Source organism: Pandoraea sp. XY-2 (assembly GCF_004193915.1).
Taxonomy (GTDB): domain Bacteria; phylum Pseudomonadota; class Gammaproteobacteria; order Burkholderiales; family Burkholderiaceae; genus Pandoraea; species Pandoraea cepalis.
The window spans coordinates 2393245-2417252 of sequence record NZ_CP030849.1 but is presented as its reverse complement, the minus strand read 5'-3'; the positions used below and the strand labels follow the sequence as shown (position 1 = coordinate 2417252).

At 60.5% G+C, this 24008-nt stretch carries 24 protein-coding genes; 19 read left to right on the top strand and 5 right to left on the bottom strand.

Going from position 1 to position 24008, the window contains the following annotated elements; genetic code table 11:
- Positions 1-195: 195 nt before the first annotated feature.
- Entirely contained in the window at positions 196-330 is a 135-nt protein-coding gene (locus DRB87_RS23945) for a hypothetical protein (RefSeq protein ID WP_017234407.1), read from the bottom strand.
- Positions 331-599: 269 nt separating this feature from the next.
- Positions 600-995, bottom strand: a complete 396-nt coding sequence (gene merR / locus DRB87_RS10975; RefSeq protein ID WP_017234406.1) for an Hg(II)-responsive transcriptional regulator — start codon at positions 993-995, stop codon at positions 600-602.
- Positions 996-1071: 76 nt separating this feature from the next.
- Here merR and DRB87_RS10970 point away from each other — a divergent pair, with 76 nt between their 5' ends.
- The 12 genes from DRB87_RS10970 to DRB87_RS10920 all read left to right on the top strand — a co-directional run bounded on the left by DRB87_RS10970 (position 1072) and on the right by DRB87_RS10920 (position 13837).
- The gene (locus DRB87_RS10970) at positions 1072-1419 is read left to right on the top strand and encodes a mercuric transporter MerT family protein (RefSeq protein WP_094067660.1); all 348 of its coding nucleotides are present in this window, start codon (positions 1072-1074) and stop codon (positions 1417-1419) included.
- A gap of 17 nt (positions 1420-1436) precedes the next feature.
- Positions 1437-1712: a mercury resistance system periplasmic binding protein MerP gene (gene merP / locus DRB87_RS10965; RefSeq protein ID WP_094067661.1), complete on the top strand. Its 276-nt coding sequence runs from the start codon at positions 1437-1439 to the stop codon at positions 1710-1712.
- Between the two features lie 7 nt (positions 1713-1719).
- On the top strand, positions 1720-1932 hold the full coding sequence (locus DRB87_RS23520; protein WP_083902328.1) for a GDCCVxC domain-containing (seleno)protein: 213 nt from the start codon (positions 1720-1722) through the stop codon (positions 1930-1932).
- On the top strand, positions 1893-2153 hold the full coding sequence (locus tag DRB87_RS23025) for a hypothetical protein (RefSeq protein WP_165385207.1): 261 nt from the start codon (positions 1893-1895) through the stop codon (positions 2151-2153). Before DRB87_RS23520 ends, DRB87_RS23025 begins: the two co-directional genes overlap by 40 nt.
- A gap of 159 nt (positions 2154-2312) precedes the next feature.
- A complete protein-coding gene (locus DRB87_RS10955; RefSeq protein WP_039830432.1) occupies positions 2313-2513 on the top strand; it encodes a hypothetical protein in 201 nt (66 codons plus the stop codon).
- A gap of 1165 nt (positions 2514-3678) precedes the next feature.
- The gene (locus tag DRB87_RS10950; RefSeq protein ID WP_094067662.1) at positions 3679-4005 is read left to right on the top strand and encodes an antitoxin Xre/MbcA/ParS toxin-binding domain-containing protein; all 327 of its coding nucleotides are present in this window, start codon (positions 3679-3681) and stop codon (positions 4003-4005) included.
- A gap of 370 nt (positions 4006-4375) precedes the next feature.
- Positions 4376-6355, top strand: a complete 1980-nt coding sequence (locus tag DRB87_RS10945; protein WP_130025922.1) for a tyrosine-type recombinase/integrase — start codon at positions 4376-4378, stop codon at positions 6353-6355.
- A 402-nt stretch (positions 6356-6757) separates the two neighbouring features.
- Entirely contained in the window at positions 6758-7405 is a 648-nt protein-coding gene (locus DRB87_RS10940) for a hypothetical protein (RefSeq protein WP_130025921.1), read from the top strand.
- 62 nt (positions 7406-7467) lie between these two features.
- On the top strand, positions 7468-9333 hold the full coding sequence (locus DRB87_RS10935) for a hypothetical protein (RefSeq protein ID WP_130025920.1): 1866 nt from the start codon (positions 7468-7470) through the stop codon (positions 9331-9333).
- Between the two features lie 10 nt (positions 9334-9343).
- A complete protein-coding gene (locus tag DRB87_RS10930) occupies positions 9344-10360 on the top strand; it encodes an ATP-binding protein (protein WP_130025919.1) in 1017 nt (338 codons plus the stop codon).
- Positions 10357-13047 carry a hypothetical protein gene (locus tag DRB87_RS10925; RefSeq protein ID WP_130025918.1) on the top strand — a complete coding sequence of 897 codons (2691 nt, stop codon included), beginning with the start codon at positions 10357-10359 and terminating at the stop codon, positions 13045-13047. Before DRB87_RS10930 ends, DRB87_RS10925 begins: the two co-directional genes overlap by 4 nt.
- Before the next feature lie 148 nt (positions 13048-13195).
- On the top strand, positions 13196-13837 hold the full coding sequence (locus DRB87_RS10920; protein ID WP_165385282.1) for an HAD family hydrolase: 642 nt from the start codon (positions 13196-13198) through the stop codon (positions 13835-13837).
- 288 nt (positions 13838-14125) lie between these two features.
- On the opposite strand, the gene DRB87_RS10915 is transcribed toward DRB87_RS10920, so the two are convergent.
- Positions 14126-14524, bottom strand: a complete 399-nt coding sequence (locus DRB87_RS10915; protein WP_130025916.1) for an STAS/SEC14 domain-containing protein — start codon at positions 14522-14524, stop codon at positions 14126-14128.
- Between the two features lie 324 nt (positions 14525-14848).
- Here DRB87_RS10915 and DRB87_RS10910 point away from each other — a divergent pair, with 324 nt between their 5' ends.
- The 5 genes from DRB87_RS10910 (at position 14849) to DRB87_RS10895 (ending at position 19977) form a co-directional block, all read left to right on the top strand.
- Positions 14849-16246: a bifunctional enoyl-CoA hydratase/phosphate acetyltransferase gene (locus DRB87_RS10910; protein ID WP_130025915.1), complete on the top strand. Its 1398-nt coding sequence runs from the start codon at positions 14849-14851 to the stop codon at positions 16244-16246.
- Positions 16243-17424, top strand: a complete 1182-nt coding sequence (locus DRB87_RS10905) for an acetate/propionate family kinase (RefSeq protein WP_130025914.1) — start codon at positions 16243-16245, stop codon at positions 17422-17424. Before DRB87_RS10910 ends, DRB87_RS10905 begins: the two co-directional genes overlap by 4 nt.
- Positions 17425-17537: 113 nt before the next feature.
- On the top strand, positions 17538-17672 hold the full coding sequence (locus DRB87_RS23940; protein ID WP_255501471.1) for a hypothetical protein: 135 nt from the start codon (positions 17538-17540) through the stop codon (positions 17670-17672).
- A gap of 63 nt (positions 17673-17735) precedes the next feature.
- On the top strand, positions 17736-18851 hold the full coding sequence (locus DRB87_RS10900; protein ID WP_130025913.1) for an alpha/beta fold hydrolase: 1116 nt from the start codon (positions 17736-17738) through the stop codon (positions 18849-18851).
- Positions 18852-19128: 277 nt separating this feature from the next.
- The gene (locus tag DRB87_RS10895) at positions 19129-19977 is read left to right on the top strand and encodes an SAM-dependent methyltransferase (RefSeq protein ID WP_130025912.1); all 849 of its coding nucleotides are present in this window, start codon (positions 19129-19131) and stop codon (positions 19975-19977) included.
- 68 nt (positions 19978-20045) lie between these two features.
- Here DRB87_RS10895 and DRB87_RS10890 read toward each other — a convergent pair whose 3' ends face one another.
- Both DRB87_RS10890 and DRB87_RS10885 read right to left on the bottom strand, forming a co-directional pair.
- Complete coding sequence (locus tag DRB87_RS10890; RefSeq protein WP_130025911.1) at positions 20046-20240, bottom strand: hypothetical protein; 195 nt, start codon at positions 20238-20240, stop codon at positions 20046-20048.
- A complete protein-coding gene (locus tag DRB87_RS10885) occupies positions 20237-20542 on the bottom strand; it encodes a hypothetical protein (protein WP_206100088.1) in 306 nt (101 codons plus the stop codon). The genes DRB87_RS10890 and DRB87_RS10885 overlap by 4 nt, the downstream gene beginning before the upstream one ends.
- Positions 20543-20743: 201 nt before the next feature.
- Here DRB87_RS10885 and DRB87_RS10880 point away from each other — a divergent pair, with 201 nt between their 5' ends.
- Together DRB87_RS10880 and DRB87_RS10875 are read left to right on the top strand one after the other, a co-directional pair.
- Entirely contained in the window at positions 20744-21340 is a 597-nt protein-coding gene (locus tag DRB87_RS10880; protein ID WP_370363873.1) for a carboxypeptidase-like regulatory domain-containing protein, read from the top strand.
- Between the two features lie 41 nt (positions 21341-21381).
- Entirely contained in the window at positions 21382-23928 is a 2547-nt protein-coding gene (locus DRB87_RS10875; protein WP_370363966.1) for a cation-translocating P-type ATPase, read from the top strand.
- The last annotated feature ends 80 nt before the right edge of the window (positions 23929-24008 follow it).

Genomic DNA, 24008 nt, shown 5'->3' with positions numbered 1-24008 from the left:
ACCGCGAGCGCGTGCCGATGTTTGTACCGCGCTGGCGCACTCGGACACTTTGAACTGCATCCTATGGCCGTGAAAGCAGTTCATGGCAAGCGCGGGGCTGCCGTGAGCGGAATGACCCCGACGGCAGCACGAGCGTGGAGAGATTGGAAGGCGAAGCGGGTGTCCAGAGTCTGCTCCGGACGCTTTGAATTCGCGCTAGCGGGGCATGTCGGCAACGACGCCGGAAAACGTGGCTGATCCGATGTCGGCACCCGGTACTGTCGGTTCGGAAGGAATTGCCCCGAGCAGCAGCACCAGCCACACTTTGCAGATGATGATCGCAATCATCATGTCGACCCGCCAAAATTCGGGAACCGCCCGGGACGGTCCGTCCCTTAATTGCACATTTGAACTATAGACCGTTGCACATTGCGTGGCGTTGACATCCACAGCCGGTGGCGTTGCCGGGAAATGCGTAGTGTGCGGACAACGCGGTTTCATTGCAGGTCTGCCTCGGCCACCGCCATAACAACGCGTCGAACAGTTGCGACAGCGATGCATGCGCGCGGCAATCAACACACCCTCGGCGGCAGCGGGGCGACGGACTCGCGCGCTCAGGCTCATTCTCCAGCCAGCACATCAATGATCGGACAGTTGGGCCCGCCGCCACCCGCATCACATTGCTGCACCAGCGCGCCCAGCGCCTTTTGCATTGCGGCAAGGTCGATTATCTTCCGCTCGATGAGTGCCAACTTGCGCTCGGCCAACGCCCGCGTCTCCTTACAGGCGCACGCTGCATCGAGCGCCAGCAGGCCGCCAACGTCAGACAACGTGAAACCCAGCGCTTGCGCTCGCTTGATGAAGCGCACCCGCTTGAGCTGCTCTGCTGAATAGCGACGATGCCCGCCTGGCGGCTTGGGTGGTTCCTCCAGCAGGCCGCGCCGTTGGTAATACCGGATCGTCTCGATGTTCACCCCGGCAGCCTCGGCCAACTTGCCGATACTCAGTGTTGCCACGACATGTCTCCTTGACTCCGTACTTAAGTACGGGATTTAGAGTATCACCAACGCAAACTAATTCAAGGAGAAGCGTATGGCGCGACTCAGCGGGAAAGGTTCGCTCATTGCGGGCGTGCTGTCCGCCGTGGGCGCATCGGTATGCTGTGTCGGTCCGCTTGTGCTGCTCGCACTTGGCGTCGGTGGCACATGGATCGGAAACCTGGCGGCGATGGCGCCGTACCGGCCCTTCTTCATCGGCCTGACGCTGCTGTTTCTCGGGCTGGCCTTCCGCAAGCTCTATGGGGTGCCGCAGGTCTGCGCGCCCGACATGCCCTGCGCAAATCTTCGTCCGATCCATCGTCAGCGACGTGTGTTCTGGATCATTGCCCTCTCGCTGCTCGGCCTCTTGGCCGTGCCTTGGCTCGCACCGTTGCTCTACTGAAATGAAAGGGAGTTTCCATGCGCAAACTGCTGATGACCGTGCTCGCGGCCTTGCCTCTGGCGGCACTGGCTGGCGCGCCGGAGACGGTCACGCTTGACGTGCAGAACATGACGTGCGATCTGTGTCCGATAACGGTCACGAAGTCATTAAAGCGGGTGACCGGTGTCCGCACCGTCAAGGTCGATTTCGACAAGAAGACCGCCACCGTCACCTACGATCCCGACGAGGCCCAGCCGCAGGCGTTGACGCAAGCGACGGGGAACGCGGGCTATCCGTCCGCCGTTCGCAAGTGAGGCCGCGATGAACGCCGTCATCCTCGAGTCCTTGTTGACCTGCCCGCATTGCGGTTTTGCCCAACACGAAACCATGCCCACCAACGCCTGCCAGTATTACTACGAGTGCAGTCACTGCATGATGCTGTTGCGCCCCAACTCCGGTGACTGTTGCGTCTTCTGCTCGTTCGGCTCGGTCAAATGTCCGCCGATCCAGCAGCAGTGCGGATGCTGCGGGTAGCGGCAAGTCTGTTGGTTAAATCGCTCTCGGATCGTCTATGGCGACTGGGAAAGCCACGCCGTTGGAAGCGTCGCGGCCAAATGGCCAAATCCGTGGTTCCGGCGGTGTGCGCGATGCTTTGCCTGAAAACCAACAGTCAAACTGGTTCGGATTTAGCCGAGCAGATCACATCGACCACACTCGGCTGCTACCGTTTGCAAAAACACCTTGTCAAAATGTGAAGGCGAAATCGGAGATGGCCGTTGGGAACGAGAAGAGTGCTCGACCGAGAGTTCAAACTCGAGGCAGGCAAGCTGGTCCGAGAACATAAACTCGTAAGTGCGCGCCACCCGAATTTCGCACGGGAACGTAGCATGTGGGCCGACAAAAGGAGCATGTCGATGTCTTCGGAGAATCAGATCGATCTGGCCATTGCACTTCGCAAGTTGCACGAACTCGCCTCGGCGGATGGCGACTTGGGTGATGAGTATTGGTTTCGGGTGGGGCAACTGCTCAAGCGAGCAGCCAACATGCAGTCGGAGATTGATGCACTGTCGCGTGAGCTCGAGAAATGCCGTGCGGAGAAGGCCAAGCCATACTGACGCTCGTCCAAAAACTTGATCCAGTACGAGAGGTTTCGTTTCCTGTCGAGGCTCCCAGCGTGGGGATCTCGAACGAGCCATTTGTTGCTCGGTATACGTCCCCAAATAACCCGTCGATTACGACCAGTAATCCAGGCTATCGCGGCAGCAGAAAATTCCCATAGGCCGGTTCAGACCTTCTCGGCGACGTCAAGCCGGAGGTTGCTCCAGCGACGAGGCCTTGTCGGTCATTTTCCGCGCGGTGTAGACCGCGAGTTGTTGGGCCAAGTCATCGCACCCTTTTGACCTTACCCAGCCGCGTACACCATTCGTAAGTTGGCTGGCTGGCCAGCTTTCGGTTGATGCAGTTACCGGAATTAGACCGGCGCCAGTTGCCCAAAGGCGCTATGCGGTCGAGCCGATTGGTAGTCGATTCGCCACGTCGCGATGCGTTTGACCGACTGCCTACCGAAATGCAACAAGGTGTCGATGAGGAATAGGTAGCGTGGGCGTAGGCAACGGGTTCGGAAAAAATTTTTGCGTCATGGCCCCCCCTGTCAGACTCCGACAATGAACTTGCGAACATCCCCATGGGCCAGTTACCTTACGTTCCATACGTCGGCTGTGCCGAACATGTCTTGTTCCAGTTCCCGACGGCATTGCTGATGTATCGCGTCGACCACTTGCCGAGGTCTTGAAAGCAATCGGGTGGGCTGTTGGCGACAAGATTGATGTTTCAATGGGTTAGGCTTCAAGCCCCATTCTGCACGGATGTGGCGTAAAGTCCTTACACACGCTCGCCGGCAGACTGCCAATATCGAATCGTTGGCACGTCGCCAGATTTTACAATCTGACACCTTGGAGCGCACTGCAAATGGCACGTCGAAGGTATCGTAGAAGAAGCCACCTTGCGGACGCGATTAATCAATCCAGTCCCGGAGCGCAGAAATGTTGGGCGGGTGTGATTGCCATCGCCTTCGTGTTCGCCGTGTTCATGTATCTCTCCCGCTAAGACAAAATGGCAGCCCCTGCAACGTGGAATTCCCCTAAGGGCAACAGGGGAGGCAAACGCGCAACGTCCATCCTCTCCGAGGCTCGGGCAATGTACCAAGCCACGATACATGAGCGCGTTTTACGAATTAGGAACGGCGTGCGAGCAAGTGACGTGCTGCGCGTGGCAAACCGCATGCACATCAGCAAGGAATTCCTCGTCAAAGCGCTAGGATTCTCGCGATCCGCAATCGACCGCAAGGTGAAGCAACGGAAGCACCTGTCCGTCGACCAGGCCGAACGTGTCCTTGGCCTTGTCCGGTTAATCGGGCAAGTTGAGGCCATGGTTGTCCAGTCGGGGCAGGCAGACGGGTTCGATCCGCCTCGTTGGACCGGCCAGTGGTTACAGCAACCAACCCCGGCACTTGGCGGCCGGTGTCCCGCGGAATTTTCAGACACGATTTTGGGGCAGGAGCTTTTGTCGGCACTCCTGGCACGGATGCAGAGCGGGGCCTATGCATAGCGTTGGCGATATTGCGATCATCAAAATTCGCGCCCGGGCCCTCGCTCGCAACCTGATTCAGCCGAAGTAATCAACGCGCCAACGCATCCATGAGAAATCACGCCCAAGCCCATCGGGGGTCAGAACATCCATCGGAAATATTTCTCAAAATTGACTGATGATTAGTGCCATAAGCATCAGTGCGGATTTTGTCGAATAAATCTGACACCGGCGCAAGGTCCGAGCGCTATCCTCTTGCGAATCAACGCCCTAGCGGCGTTCTGCGCGGCACCCCCTGGTTAGCCGGGTAGGGCGTCGTCGTGCGATGGCCCCGTGAGTCACGCACGAGTTGGGGGAGCGCCCCCGCAACACAGCTAATCCGCGCAAGACCATGCACCACGCCAAATCCCACACATCCGACGCGGCGGACGTCGCCTTCATCAGCACCGAGGGACGCGCCGTCCCGTTTCCGGCCACCCGCGAGCACCTCGGCCTCGAACACTTCGCGTTCTTCCGGGGTTATCTGGAAGGCTTGCCGCTCGAGCGTTTGGCCGACCAGTACCTGGAGACCGGCCTCGATCTGCGCCGGGCTCGAACGACGCTGCGCTGGATACGTGAGCAATTGGTCACCGCCGCACGCCGCGAGCGGGACTACACCGGTGCACGAGTCCTCGGCATCGCACCACAAGTGCTCATCGGCCCATCATTGGTGTCCGGTGATGCGGCATCCGCGAGCTGCGTGCCCACGTTGGAAGCCTTTGCCGAAGCCTACGATCCCTACGAGTGCTTTAGTCAAAAGGAGCTGCTGGCGCTCTTTCAAGAAGCGCACCCGGAGGTGCGCACCGACCGGCGTCAAGCGCGCAACGACCGCTTGCGGGCGGGCCAATTGCGAGCGCTGGCCCGCCTGCAGCAGTTATTGGCCGTCAAGCCACAAGTGCATCACCACGTGCGCGGCTGGTTCCATAGAGCGATTGCCGGGCGACTGGAGGCCGCCGGCATCCTCTCGCTGCTGGATCTGATTGCCTTTATTCGTACGCATGGACCGAGCTGGCACGCCCGCGTACACCGCTTGGGGCCGGTCGCAGCCGGTCGCCTGCAGCGATGGTTAGACGCCCACGAGGGCTCGCTAGGACAGAGCGTACCTGCCTACGCCTTGGTGCCGCGCCGCGCTGCGGGGCTTGACGTGCAGCGTTTGTTACGACCGCAACTGGGCGGTGTAGCGCCCCTTGAGTTCCTGAGCGTCCCGACGGGATTGGACGGACAAGATGGTCACAATCGCTTGATGGGGAGCACTTGTCGGCTCGTTGTCACGCACGATCTCGGCGCCGTGCAGGCCTGGCTCGCCACGCTGCACCCGATCGGTGGCAATACGTGGCGCTCGTATCGCAGTCACGCCGAGCGCTTTTTGAACTGGGCTTGGTTCGAGCGGGGTAAGGCGCTGTCCGATGTGGACGTGCAGGATTGCGCGGCCTACCGAGAGTTTCTCGCCGCGCCCCCGCCACACTGGATTGCATCACGACACCTGCCTCGCTACAGCGCCACGTGGCGCCCCTTCGCAAGCGCACTCGCGCCGGCGAGCATTCGCCTGTCGATGACGGTGCTGCAGCGCATGACCAACTGGCTTATGGCGGTGCAGTACCTGCGTTACAACCCGTGGCTGCTCATCGCCAAACCGAAACCGGGGCACCCGCATCGTGGTGCTAACCGCGATCGCAGTCTGTCCCAGGGCCACTGGGGATTGCTCAAGGACTACCTAGACCGGCTCGACCCCGCCGATCCGGTAGCCCAACGCCGTCAGTTCGTGCTGCGCTTTGCCTATGCCACTGGCCTGCGGTTATCTGAGCTTGCCAGTGCACGCGTGCGGGACTTGTCATGCGAGAACCTCGACGGGCTCGGTATGCGCTGGCGTCTGGTCGTCACGGGCAAAGGTGAGCATACGCGGGTGGTCGAGTTGGCTACGACCTTGGTGCAAATGCTGCAACGCTATCTTGCGCAGCGTGGTATGGGGGACGTGGCAGACCACATCGATCCAGATGTCCCGCTCATCGGCCGCCTGGGCAAGGACGCGCAGCGCCATCCACGTCAGCCCCTGTCACCCAATGGACTCGCCCATATGCTTCGCCAAACGCTTGCTGAGGCGGCAAGCGTTTATGAAACGGTCAATCCAGGGGCAGCCCATCAGATCCGCCAAGCCACCCCCCATTGGTTGCGGCACACCTTTGGCACACACGCCGTGGCGCGGGGTGCTGCGCTCGACGTGGTGAAAGACCAGATGGGGCATGCGAGCCTGGCCACCACCTCACAATACTTGCACCCCGAGAGACGCAAGCGGGCTGAGGACATGGACAAGGCGTTTGGCGAACACCTGTAGCCCGCGTTCGCGGCTTGTTGGATGGCACAACCGAGTCGCACAACCGAGCGCCGGACTTGACCTTGCGCGAGTTACGACCTATCGATATAGGAAGCGGATCACAACGATCCGAAAGGAGACGCATACGAGCGCCAACATGAAAATACAAACGGGCTCTGCCGTTGGCGCGACAGAACCCGTTGATTACCGCTAGCACACCCCCTTGACCGGTGGGGCACTCGCTTTGAACATAGGTCGCATAGGCGGCCATGTCAAGGCTGGATTGGTGCATCCTGCTTTCGTCACGTGGGGAGCGCTGTGGTACGACCTTCATGAGACGTGCGTCTCGCCACTGAGCGTGGGAGACCCGCCATGTCCAGCACTACCTCAAAGCCCACGGCCAACGCACGCCCAGGGACTCGCATGCGCGCGGCACTGGCCGACGCGTATGACAAGCGCGGGCATCGCAAAGCCAACCTCTGCTACGTCTACAGTCCAAAATCGGATCGCGACTGGGCGCTGAGTGGAAAGCTGGAATTGGCCCACTTTGTACTGGCTGAGTCGACGCCGGACATCGTTTCCGTGAACTACGCGCCGGCGCCGCGTCAGTTATCGACTGACCCACGCAGCTCATTGATCGCCTGGTGTGCGGAAGTACGCCGACACGACGGGACGTGGGAGTGGCGTTGCCTGGGGGAAGCAACTGACCCGGCAAAAGAGCAAGCCCGCGCGCGACTTGCCCAAGCATATGAGGCCCAGCACTGTCGCCTGCGTGAGCACGACCTACATGCCGATAGCGCACATCTTCACAACTGGTTGCGCATTATTCACTGGCTTGCACTGTATCGCGGCATACCATTGACGCATGAATCCATGGCCGTCGGGGCACTGCTCGACACGGGGCATGCCATCTCGCTAAAGGATGTCGCACGGTTGGACGAAGTTGGCCGGGGTGACACTTACATCGCTGCGGCGTTTCGACTCGTTCAAAGCGGATGCCTCGCGCTCGCATTGGGCAACGAGCCGCTTTCGCTGCGCACCGAACTTGTGCGCGCGGGAGTGCCGTCGTGAGCAGGCCACTGACCGCCCGGACCCTCCCATGGGAGTGGCGCAACACCGAAGACTGGCGACGCGTGGACTCCAGTCAGCTCACTGATGCTGTGCGAGATCGCTTCGAACGCTTGTCTGCCGGCATCGCATTCTATCTGGAAACCGGCCACCTCACTCGCGCCGCACAGATCGCGCAGGTGTCTCGCAGTGTGTTGATACGGCAACTCAATCGGTGCGTGACACTCGCCGACGATGGGCGTCTGTACGGCTGGGCAGGGCTGCTTTGCGGGGCGCGCACATGCAGCTATCACCGAAACAAATCACTCCCGGGCCCCGCCGACAGGAGCGGACACGCGGGCGCATTCACGCAATTTCTGACTGAGCACCCTGAGATTCGAGACAAACTCGACGCGCTCATTCTCGGCCGACGCATTACTGGGGAGGTCGCCGAAGCTAGGGTATCGGCAAAAACAGCGTGGACGCGGCTCTGCGGCTGGTGTTTCGACGCTGGCATCTCCCAGCGGAGTTACCCCCTGAACACGAAAAGCCAAGGGCGCAGATCCGTGGCACGCTACGTCACTCAGCTTGTCCAGTGCTCGCCGCACAGCGCCGTCGACGCCCGATTTGGCGACAATGCCGCTTACAAACTGCGCTTTGGTACCGCCCGTCGCTCACCGATTTGTGCGATGGCACCCTTTGACATTGCACAGTGTGATGCGCACAAAATTGATTGCATCGGCACGCTGGAGATTACCGGCCCGGTAGGCCCCCAGTTCGTGCCCATCGAGCGCCTATGGCTTATTGCCTATCTGGACAGTTACTCGAGGTGCGTCTTGGGCTACGCTGTCGGCATTGCTACGCAGCCGTCCGCCCAAACGATAGAAGCGGCCTTCGTTGCTGCAAACGTCCCGTGGCAGCCGATGGAAGCGTCTATATTGGGCGTCAAATATGCCCAAGACGCAGGATTTCCGTCCGGCCTCATTCCCGAATTGGCCCAGTGCAGCCCTTGTGTGCTGAACCTGGACAATGCGGTGCAGCACTACAGCCACGTTATCGCGGAGCATCTGCGTCGTCGGCTCGGCTGCATCATCGCGTATGGTGGACTGGCCGATTGGGGACACAACGCGCTGCTTGAGCGCTGGTTCAAAACGTTGGAAACACGAGGCTTCCATCGCCTGCCGTCAACAACCGGGTCACATCCGGGCGACACGCGTGCGCGTGATCCGGTGCGTACCGCGAGCCGACTGGGGATCACGTACCAGCAACTGCTCTATCTCGCGGACGTACTGTGTGCCAACTACAACGCCACCCCTCATCGGGCACTCGGAGGACAGTCACCACTAGAGGTGCTTCGTGCCTTCGCTCACCGTGGGTTCGATGGCCCCTTGCTGCCGGCCTTGCCTACACCCTCGTGGAACTCGCCCGCATTGGGTGTGGAGATCGTCACGCCCGTCGTCCGTGGCGCGATACGGCAGGGCCGGCGGCCCTATGTCGAATTTGGCGGCGCACGATACAGCAACGAGAACCTGCAAAGCGCGTGGCATTTAATCGGCAAGAGGATTGTGGTGCATGTGCCGCGCGATGCGCGCAAATGCGACGCCTATCTAAGCAATGGCTTTGCGTTTGGCGAATTGACAATACTGCACGCAGGGTGGGGGCGACATGCCCACACCCTGGAGATGCGGAGGACGATTCAGGCCAACGAGCACCGCTATGCACCAGATGACGATCCCATGCAGGAAGTTGCACGAGCGCTAGCCACACGTATCGAAGAACAATCACGCAAGCGTCCAACCAAGATATCTCGCGACGCGACCAAGCTTGCCAATCTGGCACGTGAGAGCGGCGTCACCATCGACGCGACAGCAGCGCCGAAGCGACCTGCGCGAGTGCCACACATTCGCTCGCTGACACATCGACTCAAACCAGTGGTGTGGAAAGGGCGCTAGGAGAGAGATCATGAGAACGACGAAACCACCGCAAGGCACGCGAATGACTTTGCCCGAGCTTCTTCAGCTCCGGGACGAAAAGCTAAACGTGCATCCATTGATCAAGGACCAAGTCATCGCGCCGACGCCCGCGATCAAGGAGGCATTCGATATTGTGGAAGACGCCTTGATTCATTATGAATCGGGGGTATGCTTCGTTGCCGAATCACGGTTTGGCAAAACGTTCGCCATCAACCTGATCGATACCACTGTCACACAGCATTTCGCCAATGTTCCTCGGTTGCGCGTGAGCGCGAAAGAGCACGACCATCCCACCGAGCGCGCCCTATACACCGATCTCCTGCTGGATCTGGGCCATGGCAGCCCAAACACGGGGACCGCAATCGCACGCCGGATCCGTGTTTTTTCGCTGATGCTCGCGGCCGCGCAGACGAACGCGAGCGACCGGATTCTGCTGTTTGTCGACGAAGCTCAGAACTGGAAAACGGCGGATTTCACGCACATGCGTGATTTGTCCAACGACTTGACGCGCCAGGGCATCTCCCTCGTGGTGGTGCTGTTCGGTCACCACCAGCTCCACACGCTGCGAACCGAGCTGCGCACAGCGAAACGAACCGACTTAATTGGCAGGTTTCTGCTCTCGCCCTATGCATTTCATGGCGTCCGTTCGGAACAGGATCTTCTTGTAACGCTGCAGTGCTATGACAATCCTGACATCTTTGAATTTCCGTCGCGCAGCGGGGTATGCATCTCCTCCTTCTTCCTACCGCGCGCCTACGATGCCGGCTGGCGCATACAGCGTGAGGCACCGGCATGCTGGGATGCTTTCGCCACCTTCGGCAACCACCGCACGGGCCACGACGCAGAAATCGGCATGAAATGGGTCGGAGGGGCCATTCGTGACTTCCTGTGCACCCACATGGACGACGATGGCAGAGATTTCCAGGCATCAAGAGACGCATGGATCCAGGCGGTACAACGCAGCGGCTTCGAGGCGACTCTCTCGCAAGATCCGGCGGGTCTATGAATCTCTTGATGACCCCACTCGGCGGCCAGGCAGCACACGGTGCACTGCGAGACGGGTTGGCCTGGGCGCCAGCGTGGTTTGTCGTAGGCGAGAGCGCTTATGCGTGCTTGGGGAAGCTTGCGATTGCGAATGCCATGGGCGCCGCGGAACTGTGTGCCAGCGTATTCGGCAAACCACTTGCCCCCAACGATTACTCTCGGCGCCATCCCCGCGAATTGCTGTGGGGGGAGTGGATGACGCAACGCAAGTCCGAAAGCGCCCTGATCCGGCAAATTCGTGACGGGGTGCTACAGTCCGAACCCGGTCGCTGGGCAAGCGGGCTCGCCAGCGACGAGACGCTCAGATTTTGCCCGACCTGCCTGAGCCTCGGGTTTCATCATGCAGCCTGTCAAATTGAAGCGCTGGAGAAATGCCCGATCCATGGGGATACGCTACGCTCAAACTGTCCTCAGTGTGGCGCTCGCACGCCACGATATGCACTGACACATGCAACTTTTGATGCGCCGTTCAGTTGCCCGTCATGCGGTCATTGGTACGGCGCCGCCTGGGGCCCAACATCAACGGGAAACGCATTATCCGACATTGTTGTTGCAGAGACTGAATATGCGTCGTTGACACGCTGGCTAACGGAGCTCGCCACGCTAAGCCTCACGTGGCCAAATCAATCCAATTGGTCTTGTTCATTCTCGGACGTTGAGCGAGAGCGAAGGATATCGGTATTTCACGCGCTCAATCACATCCGCGGGTCACGGACGCCCGCATCGCTTCTAGCGCCCTCAAGACAAATCGCCGTCATTGGCAGCTTGCGGTCTTCTGGCCCCTTGACCTTCAGCCAGATCAACGTCCGCGAAAAACACATGGTGTCGTTGTTTCGTGCCTTTCGCCGCTGGCTGTGGAACTCGCTCGGGCTCGGTGGCGATGCATCAAATCGGAGCTACGTCACGCGATGGCTCGAACAACATGAAGATGGCGCAATGCTCGTCTCGCCTCCTGATGAGCCGCCTGAGCTCAGCGCCTATATTCTGTGGCGACAGCGATTCGAAAGAGCACGTGACGTACGCGCGCCTAAGCCACTGACGTCGTTGCGCAGTCGAATGGCTTCATGGCCGGTCGACGTTATCGTGACGATGGAAACATGGGTCGCATACTGTGCAATGAGCTTTCTGGCTGACTACGCCGTGTGCGTGCATTGGCAAAGCCAGATCAAAACACTGGATTCGCCAGGCCCCCGCAACCCTCGATGGATGGAGCTGCTCAATGAATTTCGCCCGAAACTCAATTCGGCAAATCCGCCGTGGCCGCGTCACTTGAACTACGCGTATGAATCGGATTCGCCCGGCATGGCGACCCAGATCTGGACCTTCGTTTGCGCGGGCGAAGGCTATGACACATGGATTCATCTAGCATCGTGGCTTGTCGCCGCGATCCCGACGGTTGCCACACGCCTATCGAGGCACTTTGAATGCACAGACCGCGAGATCAGCGCACCACCGACGAGCGTGGAGGAACGAAATACCGCGTCCACTACCAAGCTGGATCGCCCGCAACGCCTAGCGCTTTTGCATCCGGGGCCCGAACTCGATGGTCATGATGGCACATTCCGCGCGCCGGAAGGTCCGTCGATACCGTTGCAAAATGACCTGCAGGCCATCAACGCGTGGTTGGATACATTTCGGGATCATCCCGCAGCCGCCACGAGTTACAAACGCGCCCTCGAAAAAATTGTAAATTGGGCTTACGTGCAACGTGGCAAGGCCATGAGTTCGCTTGACAGCAGTGATTTTGATGCATTTGAGGCCTTCCTGCTGGAGCCCAATCCACGGGCGTTGTGGATCATGGGCAACGGCACCGATGCACAATGGGCACCATTTCGTGGCCCACTCGCGCTATCGAGCATTCGCACGACAATGGTCACAGTCCGCCTATTCTACGAATGGTTAAGCAGCATTCAGTATGCCACGAACTGTCACGAAATCCGTCCGTATCAAACCGGGCCGCTGGCCCTTGCCAACCCGCTGATCGCAGGGAGCGTAAAGCAAATTCGCAGCGAGCCTATTGGTTCCTCTGCAATGGCCTATCTCTGGCAGGCGATTAAGAATGATGGCACGCCGGAAGGGTTGCGACGTGAACTCCTGATATCGCTTTGCTTTTACGGGACGCTAAGCCTGCCCGAAGCTCAAGCACTATCAGGCGCGGACCTCTCCATTCAGCCGCATGAAACTGTGCTCAAAGTTCGGCGCAGATTGCCCGATCGTCAGATCGTCTACGTGGTGCCGCCATTAGCCGAAATGCTGAGCCACTGGGTCGGTCTGATGGCCATCCAAACTTCGTCGGACGACTTGTGGACGGTTGAAGAAGCGCCTGCCAATCCCACGTCGAAACCCCTTCTTGGCACGGGTCTCGTGGGGATTCAACAGATCGCACGGCAGGCGTTCCGCGATGCGGCGTCATTGGCGACCGCAGTATCGGATGCTCACACAGCCGAGCAACTATTGCATGCAGGTGCCCGGCGATTGGCGAACACATTTTTGCAACAGGTCGAAGATGCTGGGGGAAACAACTGGGCACTCTTTGGCAAGCCTTACAGCATTCCATCCTCGACGTTGGCATACTTGGGACCTCGTGGCAGACTTCCCGCCGAAAGACTGCTAAAAGAACTCGCTAGAATTTCACACCTGTGGCGTTAGCCTTGCGACGGACGAGCGAGGCGTAAGGTTCGGAAATGCAGCGGGCAGGGGAGAGGGAGATAGATTCGAAACAAGTATGGGCCGGTATGCCCACATGAACATGTCACGCGGTCTTTGTGATTCGCCCGCAGACCTTCGGACGCCGATCATGCCAATTGCACCGCAAGAGCATTCCGCGACAATCGACGCCGTGCTTTTCGACGCCTACGGAACCCTCTGTAACGTCGGTCGGAGAAAGCACCCGTTCTTGAAGTTGGCGAAGCTGTCACCAGATCCGCGCGCAGCGCTTGAAATGGTGATGACGCGTCGCATGACGCTTGAGGATATGGCCAATCACGTCCATGCCGGCGCCGACATGTTGGCCTCACTCGAAAGGGACTTGCAGATCGAACTGGCGAGTATCAGGCTATTTCCCGATGCCGACAAAACCCTACGAGTCCTTGCAGCAAGGGGCGTCAAGATCGGGCTAGTGTCCAATTTGACGAGCCCGTACGCACAACCGGCGCTCGATTGTTTGCCCATCACGCCCACGACCTGCATCTGGTCATTTGAATCCGGATGGCTCAAACCAAATTCTCGAATGTTCGAACGGGCATGCGACGAGCTTCGGGTTGCCGTCCAGCACACCGTAATGGTGGGGGATTCGCTCGCCGGTGATTACGCAGGTGCCAATTCCGCAGGCATTCGGGCAGTTCTCATTGACCGATCTGCCTCTCGGCACCAAGGGATCACCAGCATTGGTTCGCTAGAGCTGCTACTGCGGACCATCCACGCGCCAGGGAAACAGTAGGGAAACTCCAAATACCATTGATCGACGTAACAACAGCACCTGCCTAGATGGACACAAATTTGCCACGATTCTGCGAGTCACCGTCTGCAAGACAGAAAATTGCTGCGATTCCGCAAATTGGCTGAAGTCGCACATTTGTGTCCCAAAAACGGGTTTTGTTAACCTAATTTGTGTCCGCCGACTGCTGACTCTACCGGACGGTCGCGTACCTGTTATTCCTATGCCGATAGGTTATTTAACATAATGTACATTATGCGAATAAAAGATGCCGATCTGTCCAGGCCCGGGCTAAACATGCCCGGATGCGGCGTCCGCCGGCGCCTTGCCCTCTGTGATCCATTGACGCGCCTGCGTTGCCTGACCGGCGTCGAAGATTCGAAACTCCCCGGGGATCAGAAAGCGAAAAACGTTTAGGGCCATCCGCACCCACTCGACGTCGCTCACCACCGCAACGCGTTCCCATTGCGACAAATGCTGAATGCCAAGCTTGAAGTCTTCCCACGCCGCGGCGGGATCCATGCCCGTAAATTCCGGCCCCAGTTCGTAATAGCACCGCACTTTGCGGTGGGCCTTGAGCGCTGTTTCCATCGCGGGAATCAGGACGTCTTCGTAGTCCTTCCTTGTCACCCGCCCCTTTGCCACAAATCCCGCCACGCCGTCAGGCAGGTCGGTCACGATCTCGATCATCTCCGCTCCTTTTCATGCGGCAATACGTCCAGCCCCCCGCTTGCCGACGATAATCGCTTGTGCATCCTGTTCCCCAGCGATTTCGATCAGCGACTGGGTGACCTCCCCGGCTCTTGATTCCAGCTCAGTCGCGTTGGCCCGATGGACCATGCGCGGTCTCTCGCATCATTGAGGATATACCGCTTTCCATTGCCATGTAGACCTCGCGGCTTTGATGTCGATCAACGTGCGATCCTCTTCCATCGACGATAGTCTTCGAGTCACGCGAGCTGTCGCGATTGCTCGGTATCGAGCGGCGCGATACGCAGGGGTCATAGGGCTTACATGGAACAAATCGAGAACCGCACATACACCGAGCTGAACATCGGCGACTCGGCGAGCCTCGTGCGAACGCTCACGCAACGCGACATCGAACTTTTTTCGGTCATGGCGGGCGATGCAGCGCCCCTGAGTCTGGACCACGGTCTAGCCCGAAGTGACCCGTTCCGGGCGGTCGTTGCGCACGGAACGTGGGCGGGTGCCTTGCTCTCGACCATACTCGGCACGCGCCTTCCTGGGCCCGGCACTGTCTACGTGGCTCAGTCTCTTCACTTCGGTAAGTCGATTGAGCTCGGCGACACGATTACCGTCTCGGTTCGCGTCACCGAAAAGGACGACGTCACGCATCGAATTACGCTGCAATGCCGGGCTGTCAACCAGCGTGGAGAGGACGTCATCACAGGCGTCGCACTGGTCGTTGCTCCAACTGAAAAAATTCTGCGTCCGGCCGAAGCGCTTCCCGAATTCGAACTGATTGAAAAAGGACGGCGCTACGAGCGTCTCATTGCAATGACTCGCGGGCTCGAGCCGTTACGCACGGCCGTTGTGCATCCAGTGGACACGGCGTCACTCGTCGGTGCCATAGAGGCCGCGCGTGCGAACCTGATCGTCCCAATACTTGTGGGTCCGGAAGCCAAGATCCGCGCCGCGGCAGATCGGGCCCAGGTTGACCTCACGCCCTACGAAATCGTGTCCACCGAGCACAGCGAAGCTGCAGCCGCACAAGCCGTTGCGATGGCGCGCGCCAACAAGGTCCAAGCGCTCATGAAGGGTGCACTCCACACCGATGAGCTGATGCATGCCGTGGTTGACGCCGAGCAAGGCCTGCGTACCGCACGACGCATCAGCCACGTGTTTGCGATCGACGCCCCCGCCTACCCAAGGCCCTTGTTCGTCACGGATGCCGCCATCAATGTATCGCCCAGCCTCGATGACAAGCGCGACATCATTCAGAACGCGATCGACCTCGTGCACGCTCTGGGCATAGCGGAACCTCGCGTCGCGATCCTGTCCGCGGTCGAAACCGTGACCGGGAAATTGCGCTCCACACTCGACGCCGCTGCGCTATGCAAGATGGCCGATCGCGGCCAGATCACGGGCGGCATCCTCGATGGGCCGCTTGCATTCGATAACGCCGTGTCAGAAGAAGCCGCGAAGACAAAGGGCATCAAATCACCGGTCGCTGGCCGCGCCGATATCTTCGTCGTGCCAGATCTCGAGGCCGGTAACATGCTTGCCAAGCAGCTCGAGTATCTCGCCGGTGCCGAGATCGCAGGCATCGTCCTAGGTGCGCGCGTACCGATCATCTTGACGAGCCGCGCCGACAAAACCGTCGCGCGGCTCGCCTCTTGCGCGATTGCGTTGCTGCTTGCGCGCCACACAAGCGGAGGGGCGAAGTCGTGAGCGATACAATCCTTGTGCTCAACGCTGGCTCGTCGAGCATCAAGTTTTCAGTCTTTCCGGGCCACATGCTACCGAGTCGACAGGATCTCGTCTGTGAAGGCGAGGTCGAAGACATCGGAGGCCAACTCCATTTCATGGTGAAGGATGGAGCAGGTACTCTCATGGCCAACGATTACCCGCTTGGGACGACCCACGAGGATGCGCTCAATGTGCTGCGGCTCTGGCTCGATCGACACTATCCGGACCAACGCCTGATAGCGGCCGGCCATCGCATTGTGCACGGCGGTCCGCGCTATACGGCGCCCGTTCGCATCGATGACGCCGTTATCGCCGAACTCGAGCGTCTCATTCCACTTGCGCCGCTTCATCAGCCACATCACGTTGCCGCCATTCGGGGCCTCTCGAAGCTACACCCTACTCTGCCGCAAATCGCCTGCTTTGATACCGCCTTCCATCATACGCAGCCAGCAGTGGCGACCGTCTTCGCCTTGCCCCGCCAGATGAGTGCCGACGGCATCCGGCGTTATGGATTTCACGGGCTTTCCTACGAATACATCGCCAGCATTCTTCCAGAGGTCCTTGATCGCGAGGCTGCCGAAGGCCGCGTGGTGGTTGCCCACTTGGGAAGCGGCGCCAGCATGTGCGCGATGCGTGGCCGAAAAAGCGTGGCGACGACGATGGGCTTCACGGCGCTCGATGGCCTGCCGATGAGCCGCCGCTGCGGCAACCTCGATCCGGGTGTCGTCCTCTACCTGATGCAGGAAAAGAGCATGACCGTCGGCGAGATCAGCCACCTCCTCTACCATGAATCGGGCCTCTTTGGCGTGTCCGGCCTGAGTGACGACATGCGCATCTTGCTGGCGAGCGATCAACCCGCGGCGCGAGAGGCCGTCGACTTGTTCGTCTATCGCATCGGAAGGGAATTAGGCTCCCTGGCAGCAGCCCTGGGTGGCGTCGATGCCCTCGTTTTCACCGCAGGGATCGGCGAACACGCAAGCGAAATTCGACGCAGAGTCTGCCTTCAAGCCACATGGCTCGGCGTGGATCTGGATGACAAAGCAAATCAGGCGGGCGAGCCGTGCATCACGCGGTCGGAGAGCCGGGCGCAGGCGTGGGTCATTCCGACCGATGAAGACTTGATGATCGCACGGCACGTCTGGACCCTTGTCGGACAGTAATCGACAGGTATTCGAGAGTCGGAACCATTGCGAAATAGGATCGGCGACGTCGACACTGCGAACAACGTCCACCGCAAATGCGGTTGGATCTGACGGGCACGAAGGAAGTGATCATGAACCGAGTAGCGGTTGCGAGTGTGATCAAGATAACCGTCTACCCGCTTCTCGATCATCGCGCTGCCCGCCAGGCACGCCATCTCGAGCGTGTCGAGCGACACCTTTCGCCGCTGCCGTCCAAGCCGCATTGACCCAGGCCCGCAGCCCAACCGTACTTCGCAGCGATCGGGCAGGTCCGCCCAATGGAGTCCACCATGCCGCACAAATCTTCCGTCTACTCGTCCGAACTTTCGCTCCTGAGCGTTCCGGCATTTTGGCCGATGGCGATGGCCAAAGCGCTGCTCGACAAGCAAAGCGAGCTCTATGTAAAAAATCTCAAGTTCATCGAGGAGGAAATCAAGATCCGGGAGGAGTTGAGACCCCAGCTCGCAACCCCGAACGAGGTCCGTCTGGACCTGCGCACCATGGCGCTGCGCGAATATGGCAGGCCGGGAGGGATTCCGACGCTCGTCGACGCACCCTACGCTGGGCATACTGCGATGATTGCCGACTATCACAAGGGACAAAGTCTCGTCGAGACGCTGCTCGACAACGGCATCGGCCATGTAGCGCTGACCGATTGGAAATCGGCAACGGACGAAATGAAGGACCTCGATATCGACAACTATCTCGCTGAGATTCTCGTTGCGATCGATGATCTGGGCGGCCGCGTCAACCTTGTCGGACTGTGCCAGGGTGGATGGACCTCGGCCATGATCGCGGCGCGCTTTCCCGACAAGGTGAATGCGCTCGTGCTGGCCGGTGCGCCGATCGACACGAGTGCAGGCAATGGCGCGATCAAGCAGATGGCGCACGAGTCCCCCCTGTCTTTCTATGAGGAGCTCGTGACGCTCGGCAACGGACTGATGAGGGGCAAATTCATGCTGCAGGGCTGGAAGAACATGAACCCGATCGAGCACTATGCCCTGGAACACATCGACCTGTACGAACACATCGACGATCCCGCTTATCTGGAAAAACTGGAAGCGTTCGAGCGCTGGTACGAGAATCCGATCGACCTGCCGGGGCGCTGGTACCTCCAGGTGATCCAGCAACTATTCCAGGAAAATCGACTGGCCAGGGGCGAATTCGTCGGGCTTGGCCGAAAACTCGATCTGCATGACATTACTTGCCCGACTTACCTGCTTGCAGGCGCCCGCGATGACATTACAACGCCCGAGCAAGTGCTCGACGCCGCCAAGTATCTCGGCACGCCAAAAGAGCGCATCGTCGCTCAGACGGTGCCGGGCGGCCACATTGGTCTCTTTATGGGCGCCCGCACGCTGAAGGAGCACTGGCCGGGAATCGCTCGATGGATCGTAAGCCAGTAGGGAAAATATCAAGGTTGACCGGTGACGGGATGCCAAGGTAACGGGTCTTGCGAAATCCTGCGATTGACTCATGGGAACCGCCCCACGTGCGGCGGGAGCGCGTTGGCGGTTCATGCCCTCAAATCGTCAGCGAGACAAACCAGACCTTCCTTATGAATTCGTCGACTGCCCAGCGATCCTTGTAATCCTCGGGCGTCGCGAACGGATTTCCAGTCTTTTCGGTAAACTGCCGGTATTTACGGGACGGATCACCGCCCGCTGCTTACTCAGTCTGCTCATGTCAAATACCTACGAAGTCCGCCCCGGCCAGTCCATCGAGCTGCTCAAGGAACTCCATATCCTCACGCGCGACGGCAAGATGAACCAGGACAGCCGGCGCAAGCTCAAGCAGGTCTATCACCTGTTCCAGTTCATCGAGCCGCTGCTCCAGGAAGTCAAGGCCGAGCGTGGTCGCGTCACGCTCGTCGACCACGGTGCCGGCAAGTCGTACCTGGGTTTCATCCTCTATGACCTGTTCTTCAAGGCGCTCGCGGACGACTCGCATATCTACGGCATCGAAACCCGCGAGGAACTGGTCAAGACCTCGCAAGCGCTGGCCGAGCGGTTGGGCTTTACCGGGATGTCGTTCCTGAACCTGTCCGTGGCTGAGTCGATCACCTCGCCGGCACTGCCGCCGACGGTCGACGTCGTCACCGCACTGCATGCCTGCAATACCGCCACCGACGACGCGATTCGCTTCGCGCTGGCCAAACAGGCGCGTCACATTGTGCTGGTTCCCTGCTGCCAGGCCGAGGTCGCGGGCGTGCTGCGCAAGCACAAAGGCAAACAACTGGCGGGCAATCCGCTCACGGAAATCTGGCGCCATCCGTTGCATACGCGCGAATTCGGCAGCCAGATCACGAACGTGCTGCGCTGCCTGCAACTGGAGGCGCACGGCTACCACGTCAGCGTGACCGAACTGGTGGGCTGGGAACACTCGATGAAGAATGAGCTGATCGTCGCGCAGTACAAAAACTTGCCGCGCCGCCGCCCCGCCGAACGACTGGAAGAGGTACTCGCCTCGCTCGGGCTGGAAGAAATGCGCGAACGCTTCTTTACCTCGCCCGCGCCAGTATCGGCGGAGTAAGCCCCACGATCCCGACACCCGCCTCGCCCATCGGGATGCAATGAGGTGGTGCGCGACGCGCTCTGCCTTCAACGCACCGGTCGAACGAACCCGGAGTGCCGGTTGACTTCGTAGCGCTGAACAATGACATCTTTCTCCGCCGTCACTACATCGGCGGTGATGGTGTCGGCATCTCGCTCGACCACCTTGCCGAGTTTGACGCGCGCGTTGCCCATGCGCTTGAGCCACCCGTCCATATTGTTTCGGACCTGATCGACGCTCAACTTGAGGTCTTCACGCTGCCCCCCGGCCCGCCCCACCCCCCGGGGCCAGGCCCCCAGCCGGGACCCGCCATCATGCCCGGCCCATAGCCATAACCGCCGCCCATCATGCCCGGCCCGTAGCCGTAACCGCCGCCCATCATGCCCGGTCCGTAGCCATAACCGCCGCCCATCATGCCCGGCCCATATCCCCGGTCGCAGCCCCAGTCGTCGTCTTTCGGTTGGGCAAGCGCCGGGATTGCGGCGAGAATCAAAACCGCCGACGACGCGATCGACAACGCGCGCTTCATGGTTCTCTTTTCCATCTCATCAATCTCCTGAACCTAAATCCTGACAGCACCAACGCGCGTTCAAACCGCGCGAATGCCGGGCTAATCGTGCATGTTCAGGGTAGGCGACGCCCCAAGGCGTGCCTTGAGGCAGGTCAAGCCTTCGATCGTTTCAACGTGCGGCGCGGGCCCATCAAGGCTGCCGCCGACCGACAGCGCGGCATTCGCGCGTGCCGGTTGACGCTCGGCAAACACCTCGCCAAACGCGATGACGTCCAAAGCGGCTCCTTGACATCGATCAACACCCAAACGAGCGCCACCGGCCATTCTGGAAACGAGACCGATATGGGGAGAATGGTTATGTCGAGAAGCGCCCGCGTTTCGCTGTTTGTGCCACTTTTCGCATGGCTATGCATGATTGGCGTCGCGCTGGCGGCATCGACGCCACAACCGCAATCGGAAGACGGCGTCTCGTATATCACCGGCGGCATCGGCGAGGACGAAGTCCAGGTGTTTCGCGCCGCAGCGCCGCAGTACAACCTCCGGATGACGTTCACATCGACGTCGGGAAGCTATCTCTCCGACGTCGATGTCACTATCACCGCAGGGGCCGGGCGACACGTCCTGGCGGTGCGAACGGAGGGACCGTTCCTCTTTGTCAGGTTACCCGCGGGCGACTATCGGGTCGCGGTGCACACCCCCGCCAGATCGGAATCCAGGAATGTCCGCGTGCCCAAACGCGGCGCCGTTGACCTCCATTTCTCCTGGGACGATCCGGACGCGCCAGCCGTGCTGCATCTCTGCAAGCGTTGCCCAAGGCCAAACCGCCGGTGACCGACACTTCCACGCCGCGAGACGTCCCGGCGCCGACACGCATGCGGGCAACGCCGTCCATATCCGCTTCCAGTGGATCCAGTGATATCGCCAGCACACCCGAGACCAACCCGATCCGGCCGCCCGACGCCGAACACGGCCTTTCGAGCGCCGAGGTGCTGGCCCAGCGCGCTCGGTTCGGCTGGAACGTCGTGGACTACGCGACGCGCCGCACCTGGTGGATCACGTTATGGGAAGTGCTGCGCGAGCCGATGTTCCTGCTGTTGCTTGCGGCAAGCGCCGTCTATCTCATTCTCGGCGATCGCGCCGAAGCGCTGACGCTGCTTGCCTTCGTCACGGCGATTGTCCTTCTCACCGTCTATCAGAGTCATCGCACCGCCCAGGTGCTCGACTCGCTCCGCGAACTGTCGGCACCGCGCGCCAAGGTGCTTCGCGACGGCAGCCGTCAACTGGTTTCGGCCTCGGAACTGGTCCCCGGCGACATCGTATTTGTCGACGAAGGTAACCGTGTGCCCGCGGACGGCCTTGCCGTTGAAGTCCACGAACTCAGTGTGGACGAATCATTGCTGACGGGGGAATCCGTTGCCGTCAGCAAGGCCGTCCCCCCCCTCGATGCCCGCTCCCGCGAACTCGGCGAACAGGCCGAGCCCGTCGACAGCCAGCTATTTTTCGGGTCCATGGTGGTACAAGGTCAGGCCCGCATGGTCGTGACCGCCACCGGACCGAATACGACGCTCGGTCGCATCGGCAAGTCGCTGAGCGGCATCTCGGAAGCGCTCTCCCCGCTGCAAATCGAGACGAGAACCTTCGTCAACCGCTTTGCCGCCGTCGCCATCGCCATGGTCTTTCTCCTCACGCTCACTTACCGTTGGCGCGTTGGCGAATGGCTTCCCGGCATACTCGCCGGGATTACGCTGGCGATGGGCCTCCTGCCCGAAGAGATCCCGGTCATCCTCACGGTGTTCTTCGCCTTGGGCGCGCGCCGCATCGCCAAAGAGGGGGTGCTCACGCGCCGGATGAGCGCGATCGAGACACTCGGTCAAACGTCGGTGCTGTGCGTCGACAAGACGGGCACGCTGACCCAGAATCGCATGTCGGTGAGCGCGCTCGTCGCCCATGGCAGACGATTTGACGTGGATCCCTCGACCCCGCGGATCGACACCGCCTTTCACGAGTTGATCGAGTATCTCGTGCTCGCCAGCGAAATCGAACCCATCGACCCGATGGAGCGGGCGTTCCACGAGACCGGACGCCTGGGCCTCGCGGGCACCGGACGGTTGCACACGGATTGGTCGTTGGTGCACGAGTACGCGCTGACGCCCGAGGTGCCCGCAATGTCCCACGCGTGGCGCACCCGAGAACCCACCCATCATTCGGTGGCCTGCAAGGGGGCACCGGAAGCCGTCTGTGCGCTTTGCCATCTGGACGAGACGGCAACCCAGGCGGTCCTGGATCAGGCGGCAGCCATGGCGTCGGGCGGATTGCGGGTACTGGGCGTGGCGAAGGCCTCGCATTCGCACCCCGAGTGGCCGAAGGACCAGCACGACTTTGCGTTCACGTTCCTGGGGCTGGTCGGTCTGTCCGACCCGGTCCGGCCGGAAGTCGCACAGGCTATCGCGCAGTGTCATGCCGCAGGCATTCGCGTGGTCATGGTGACCGGCGACTATCCGTCGACGGCGCAAGCCATCGCGACCGAGGTCGGCATCGACTGCCGACGGATCGTGACCGGGCAGGCCCTGGCGGCCATGAACGACGCGCAGGTGCACGACGCGGTCAAGGACGTCGAGACCTTCGCCCGCATCCGCCCCGAGCAAAAGCTGCGCCTGGTGAATGCGCTGCGAGACAACGGCGAAGTGGTGGCGATGACGGGCGACGGAGTGAACGACGCACCGGCCCTGAAGGCGGCCCACATTGGCATTGCGATGGGATTGCGCGGCGCGGAAGTGGCTCGCGAAGTCTCCGCGCTGGTCCTGCTGCGCGACAACTTCGCCCCGATCGTGTCGGCCATCCGTCTCGGGCGGCGCATCTACGCCAATCTCGTTCTCGCGATCAGCTATACCATCGCGGTGCATGTTCCCATGGTCGCGGCAGCCGTGGTGCCGATTCTGGTCGGCTTGCCGCCCATGCTCGCGCCGGTCCACATCGTCTTCCTGCAACTCGTGATCGATCCAGTCTGCTCGATCGTATTCGAGAACGAACCGGAAGCTGCTCACCTGATGACGACCCCTCCCCGGCACGCCGGGGCACGACTCCTATCGTCCCGCGCCTTCCTGCAAGTCGCCTGCGTGGGCGCGCTGGCGGGCGTGCTGGTCCTCGGGGTCTATGCGGGACTGCTGCGCCATGTCAGCGCCGACGCCGACCCTCTCCCCTTGGCCCGCACATTGGCATTCGAACTGTTGGTCGTGGTCAATGTCGCGCTGATCTTCGTGGTCCAGCGGGTGCTGCGCACGAAACGTACCGATCGCGGACAGCCCCGAAACCCCTATCTCTGGCGGGTGTTGGGCCTGACCGGGGGCGCGCTGATACTGCTGATGTCCGTACCGCCCCTGGCACGACTGTTTGGACTTGTCGCACTGCTCACTCCCTGAACGAGAGCCAAAGGCGAACCGAGAATACGCCGATGCCACGCATCCGGACGCGTGCCTGATCCGTATGACTCAACACGCTC

Coding starts and splice junctions, on each gene's coding strand:
- DRB87_RS23945 (WP_017234407.1), bottom strand. CDS start 330: ATGATGATTGCGATCATCATCTGCAAAGTGTGGCTGGTGCTGCTGCTC.
- DRB87_RS10970 (WP_094067660.1), top strand. CDS start 1,072: ATGGCGCGACTCAGCGGGAAAGGTTCGCTCATTGCGGGCGTGCTGTCC.
- merP (WP_094067661.1), top strand. CDS start 1,437: ATGCGCAAACTGCTGATGACCGTGCTCGCGGCCTTGCCTCTGGCGGCA.
- DRB87_RS23520 (WP_083902328.1), top strand. CDS start 1,720: ATGAACGCCGTCATCCTCGAGTCCTTGTTGACCTGCCCGCATTGCGGT.
- DRB87_RS23025 (WP_165385207.1), top strand. CDS start 1,893: ATGTCCGCCGATCCAGCAGCAGTGCGGATGCTGCGGGTAGCGGCAAGT.
- DRB87_RS10955 (WP_039830432.1), top strand. CDS start 2,313: ATGTCTTCGGAGAATCAGATCGATCTGGCCATTGCACTTCGCAAGTTG.
- DRB87_RS10950 (WP_094067662.1), top strand. CDS start 3,679: ATGCACATCAGCAAGGAATTCCTCGTCAAAGCGCTAGGATTCTCGCGA.
- DRB87_RS10945 (WP_130025922.1), top strand. CDS start 4,376: ATGCACCACGCCAAATCCCACACATCCGACGCGGCGGACGTCGCCTTC.
- DRB87_RS10940 (WP_130025921.1), top strand. CDS start 6,758: ATGCGCGCGGCACTGGCCGACGCGTATGACAAGCGCGGGCATCGCAAA.
- DRB87_RS10930 (WP_130025919.1), top strand. CDS start 9,344: ATGAGAACGACGAAACCACCGCAAGGCACGCGAATGACTTTGCCCGAG.
- DRB87_RS10925 (WP_130025918.1), top strand. CDS start 10,357: ATGAATCTCTTGATGACCCCACTCGGCGGCCAGGCAGCACACGGTGCA.
- DRB87_RS10920 (WP_165385282.1), top strand. CDS start 13,196: ATGCCAATTGCACCGCAAGAGCATTCCGCGACAATCGACGCCGTGCTT.
- DRB87_RS10915 (WP_130025916.1), bottom strand. CDS start 14,524: ATGATCGAGATCGTGACCGACCTGCCTGACGGCGTGGCGGGATTTGTG.
- DRB87_RS10910 (WP_130025915.1), top strand. CDS start 14,849: ATGGAACAAATCGAGAACCGCACATACACCGAGCTGAACATCGGCGAC.
- DRB87_RS23940 (WP_255501471.1), top strand. CDS start 17,538: ATGAACCGAGTAGCGGTTGCGAGTGTGATCAAGATAACCGTCTACCCG.
- DRB87_RS10900 (WP_130025913.1), top strand. CDS start 17,736: ATGCCGCACAAATCTTCCGTCTACTCGTCCGAACTTTCGCTCCTGAGC.
- DRB87_RS10895 (WP_130025912.1), top strand. CDS start 19,129: ATGTCAAATACCTACGAAGTCCGCCCCGGCCAGTCCATCGAGCTGCTC.
- DRB87_RS10885 (WP_206100088.1), bottom strand. CDS start 20,542: ATGGAAAAGAGAACCATGAAGCGCGCGTTGTCGATCGCGTCGTCGGCG.
- DRB87_RS10875 (WP_370363966.1), top strand. CDS start 21,382: ATGCGGGCAACGCCGTCCATATCCGCTTCCAGTGGATCCAGTGATATC.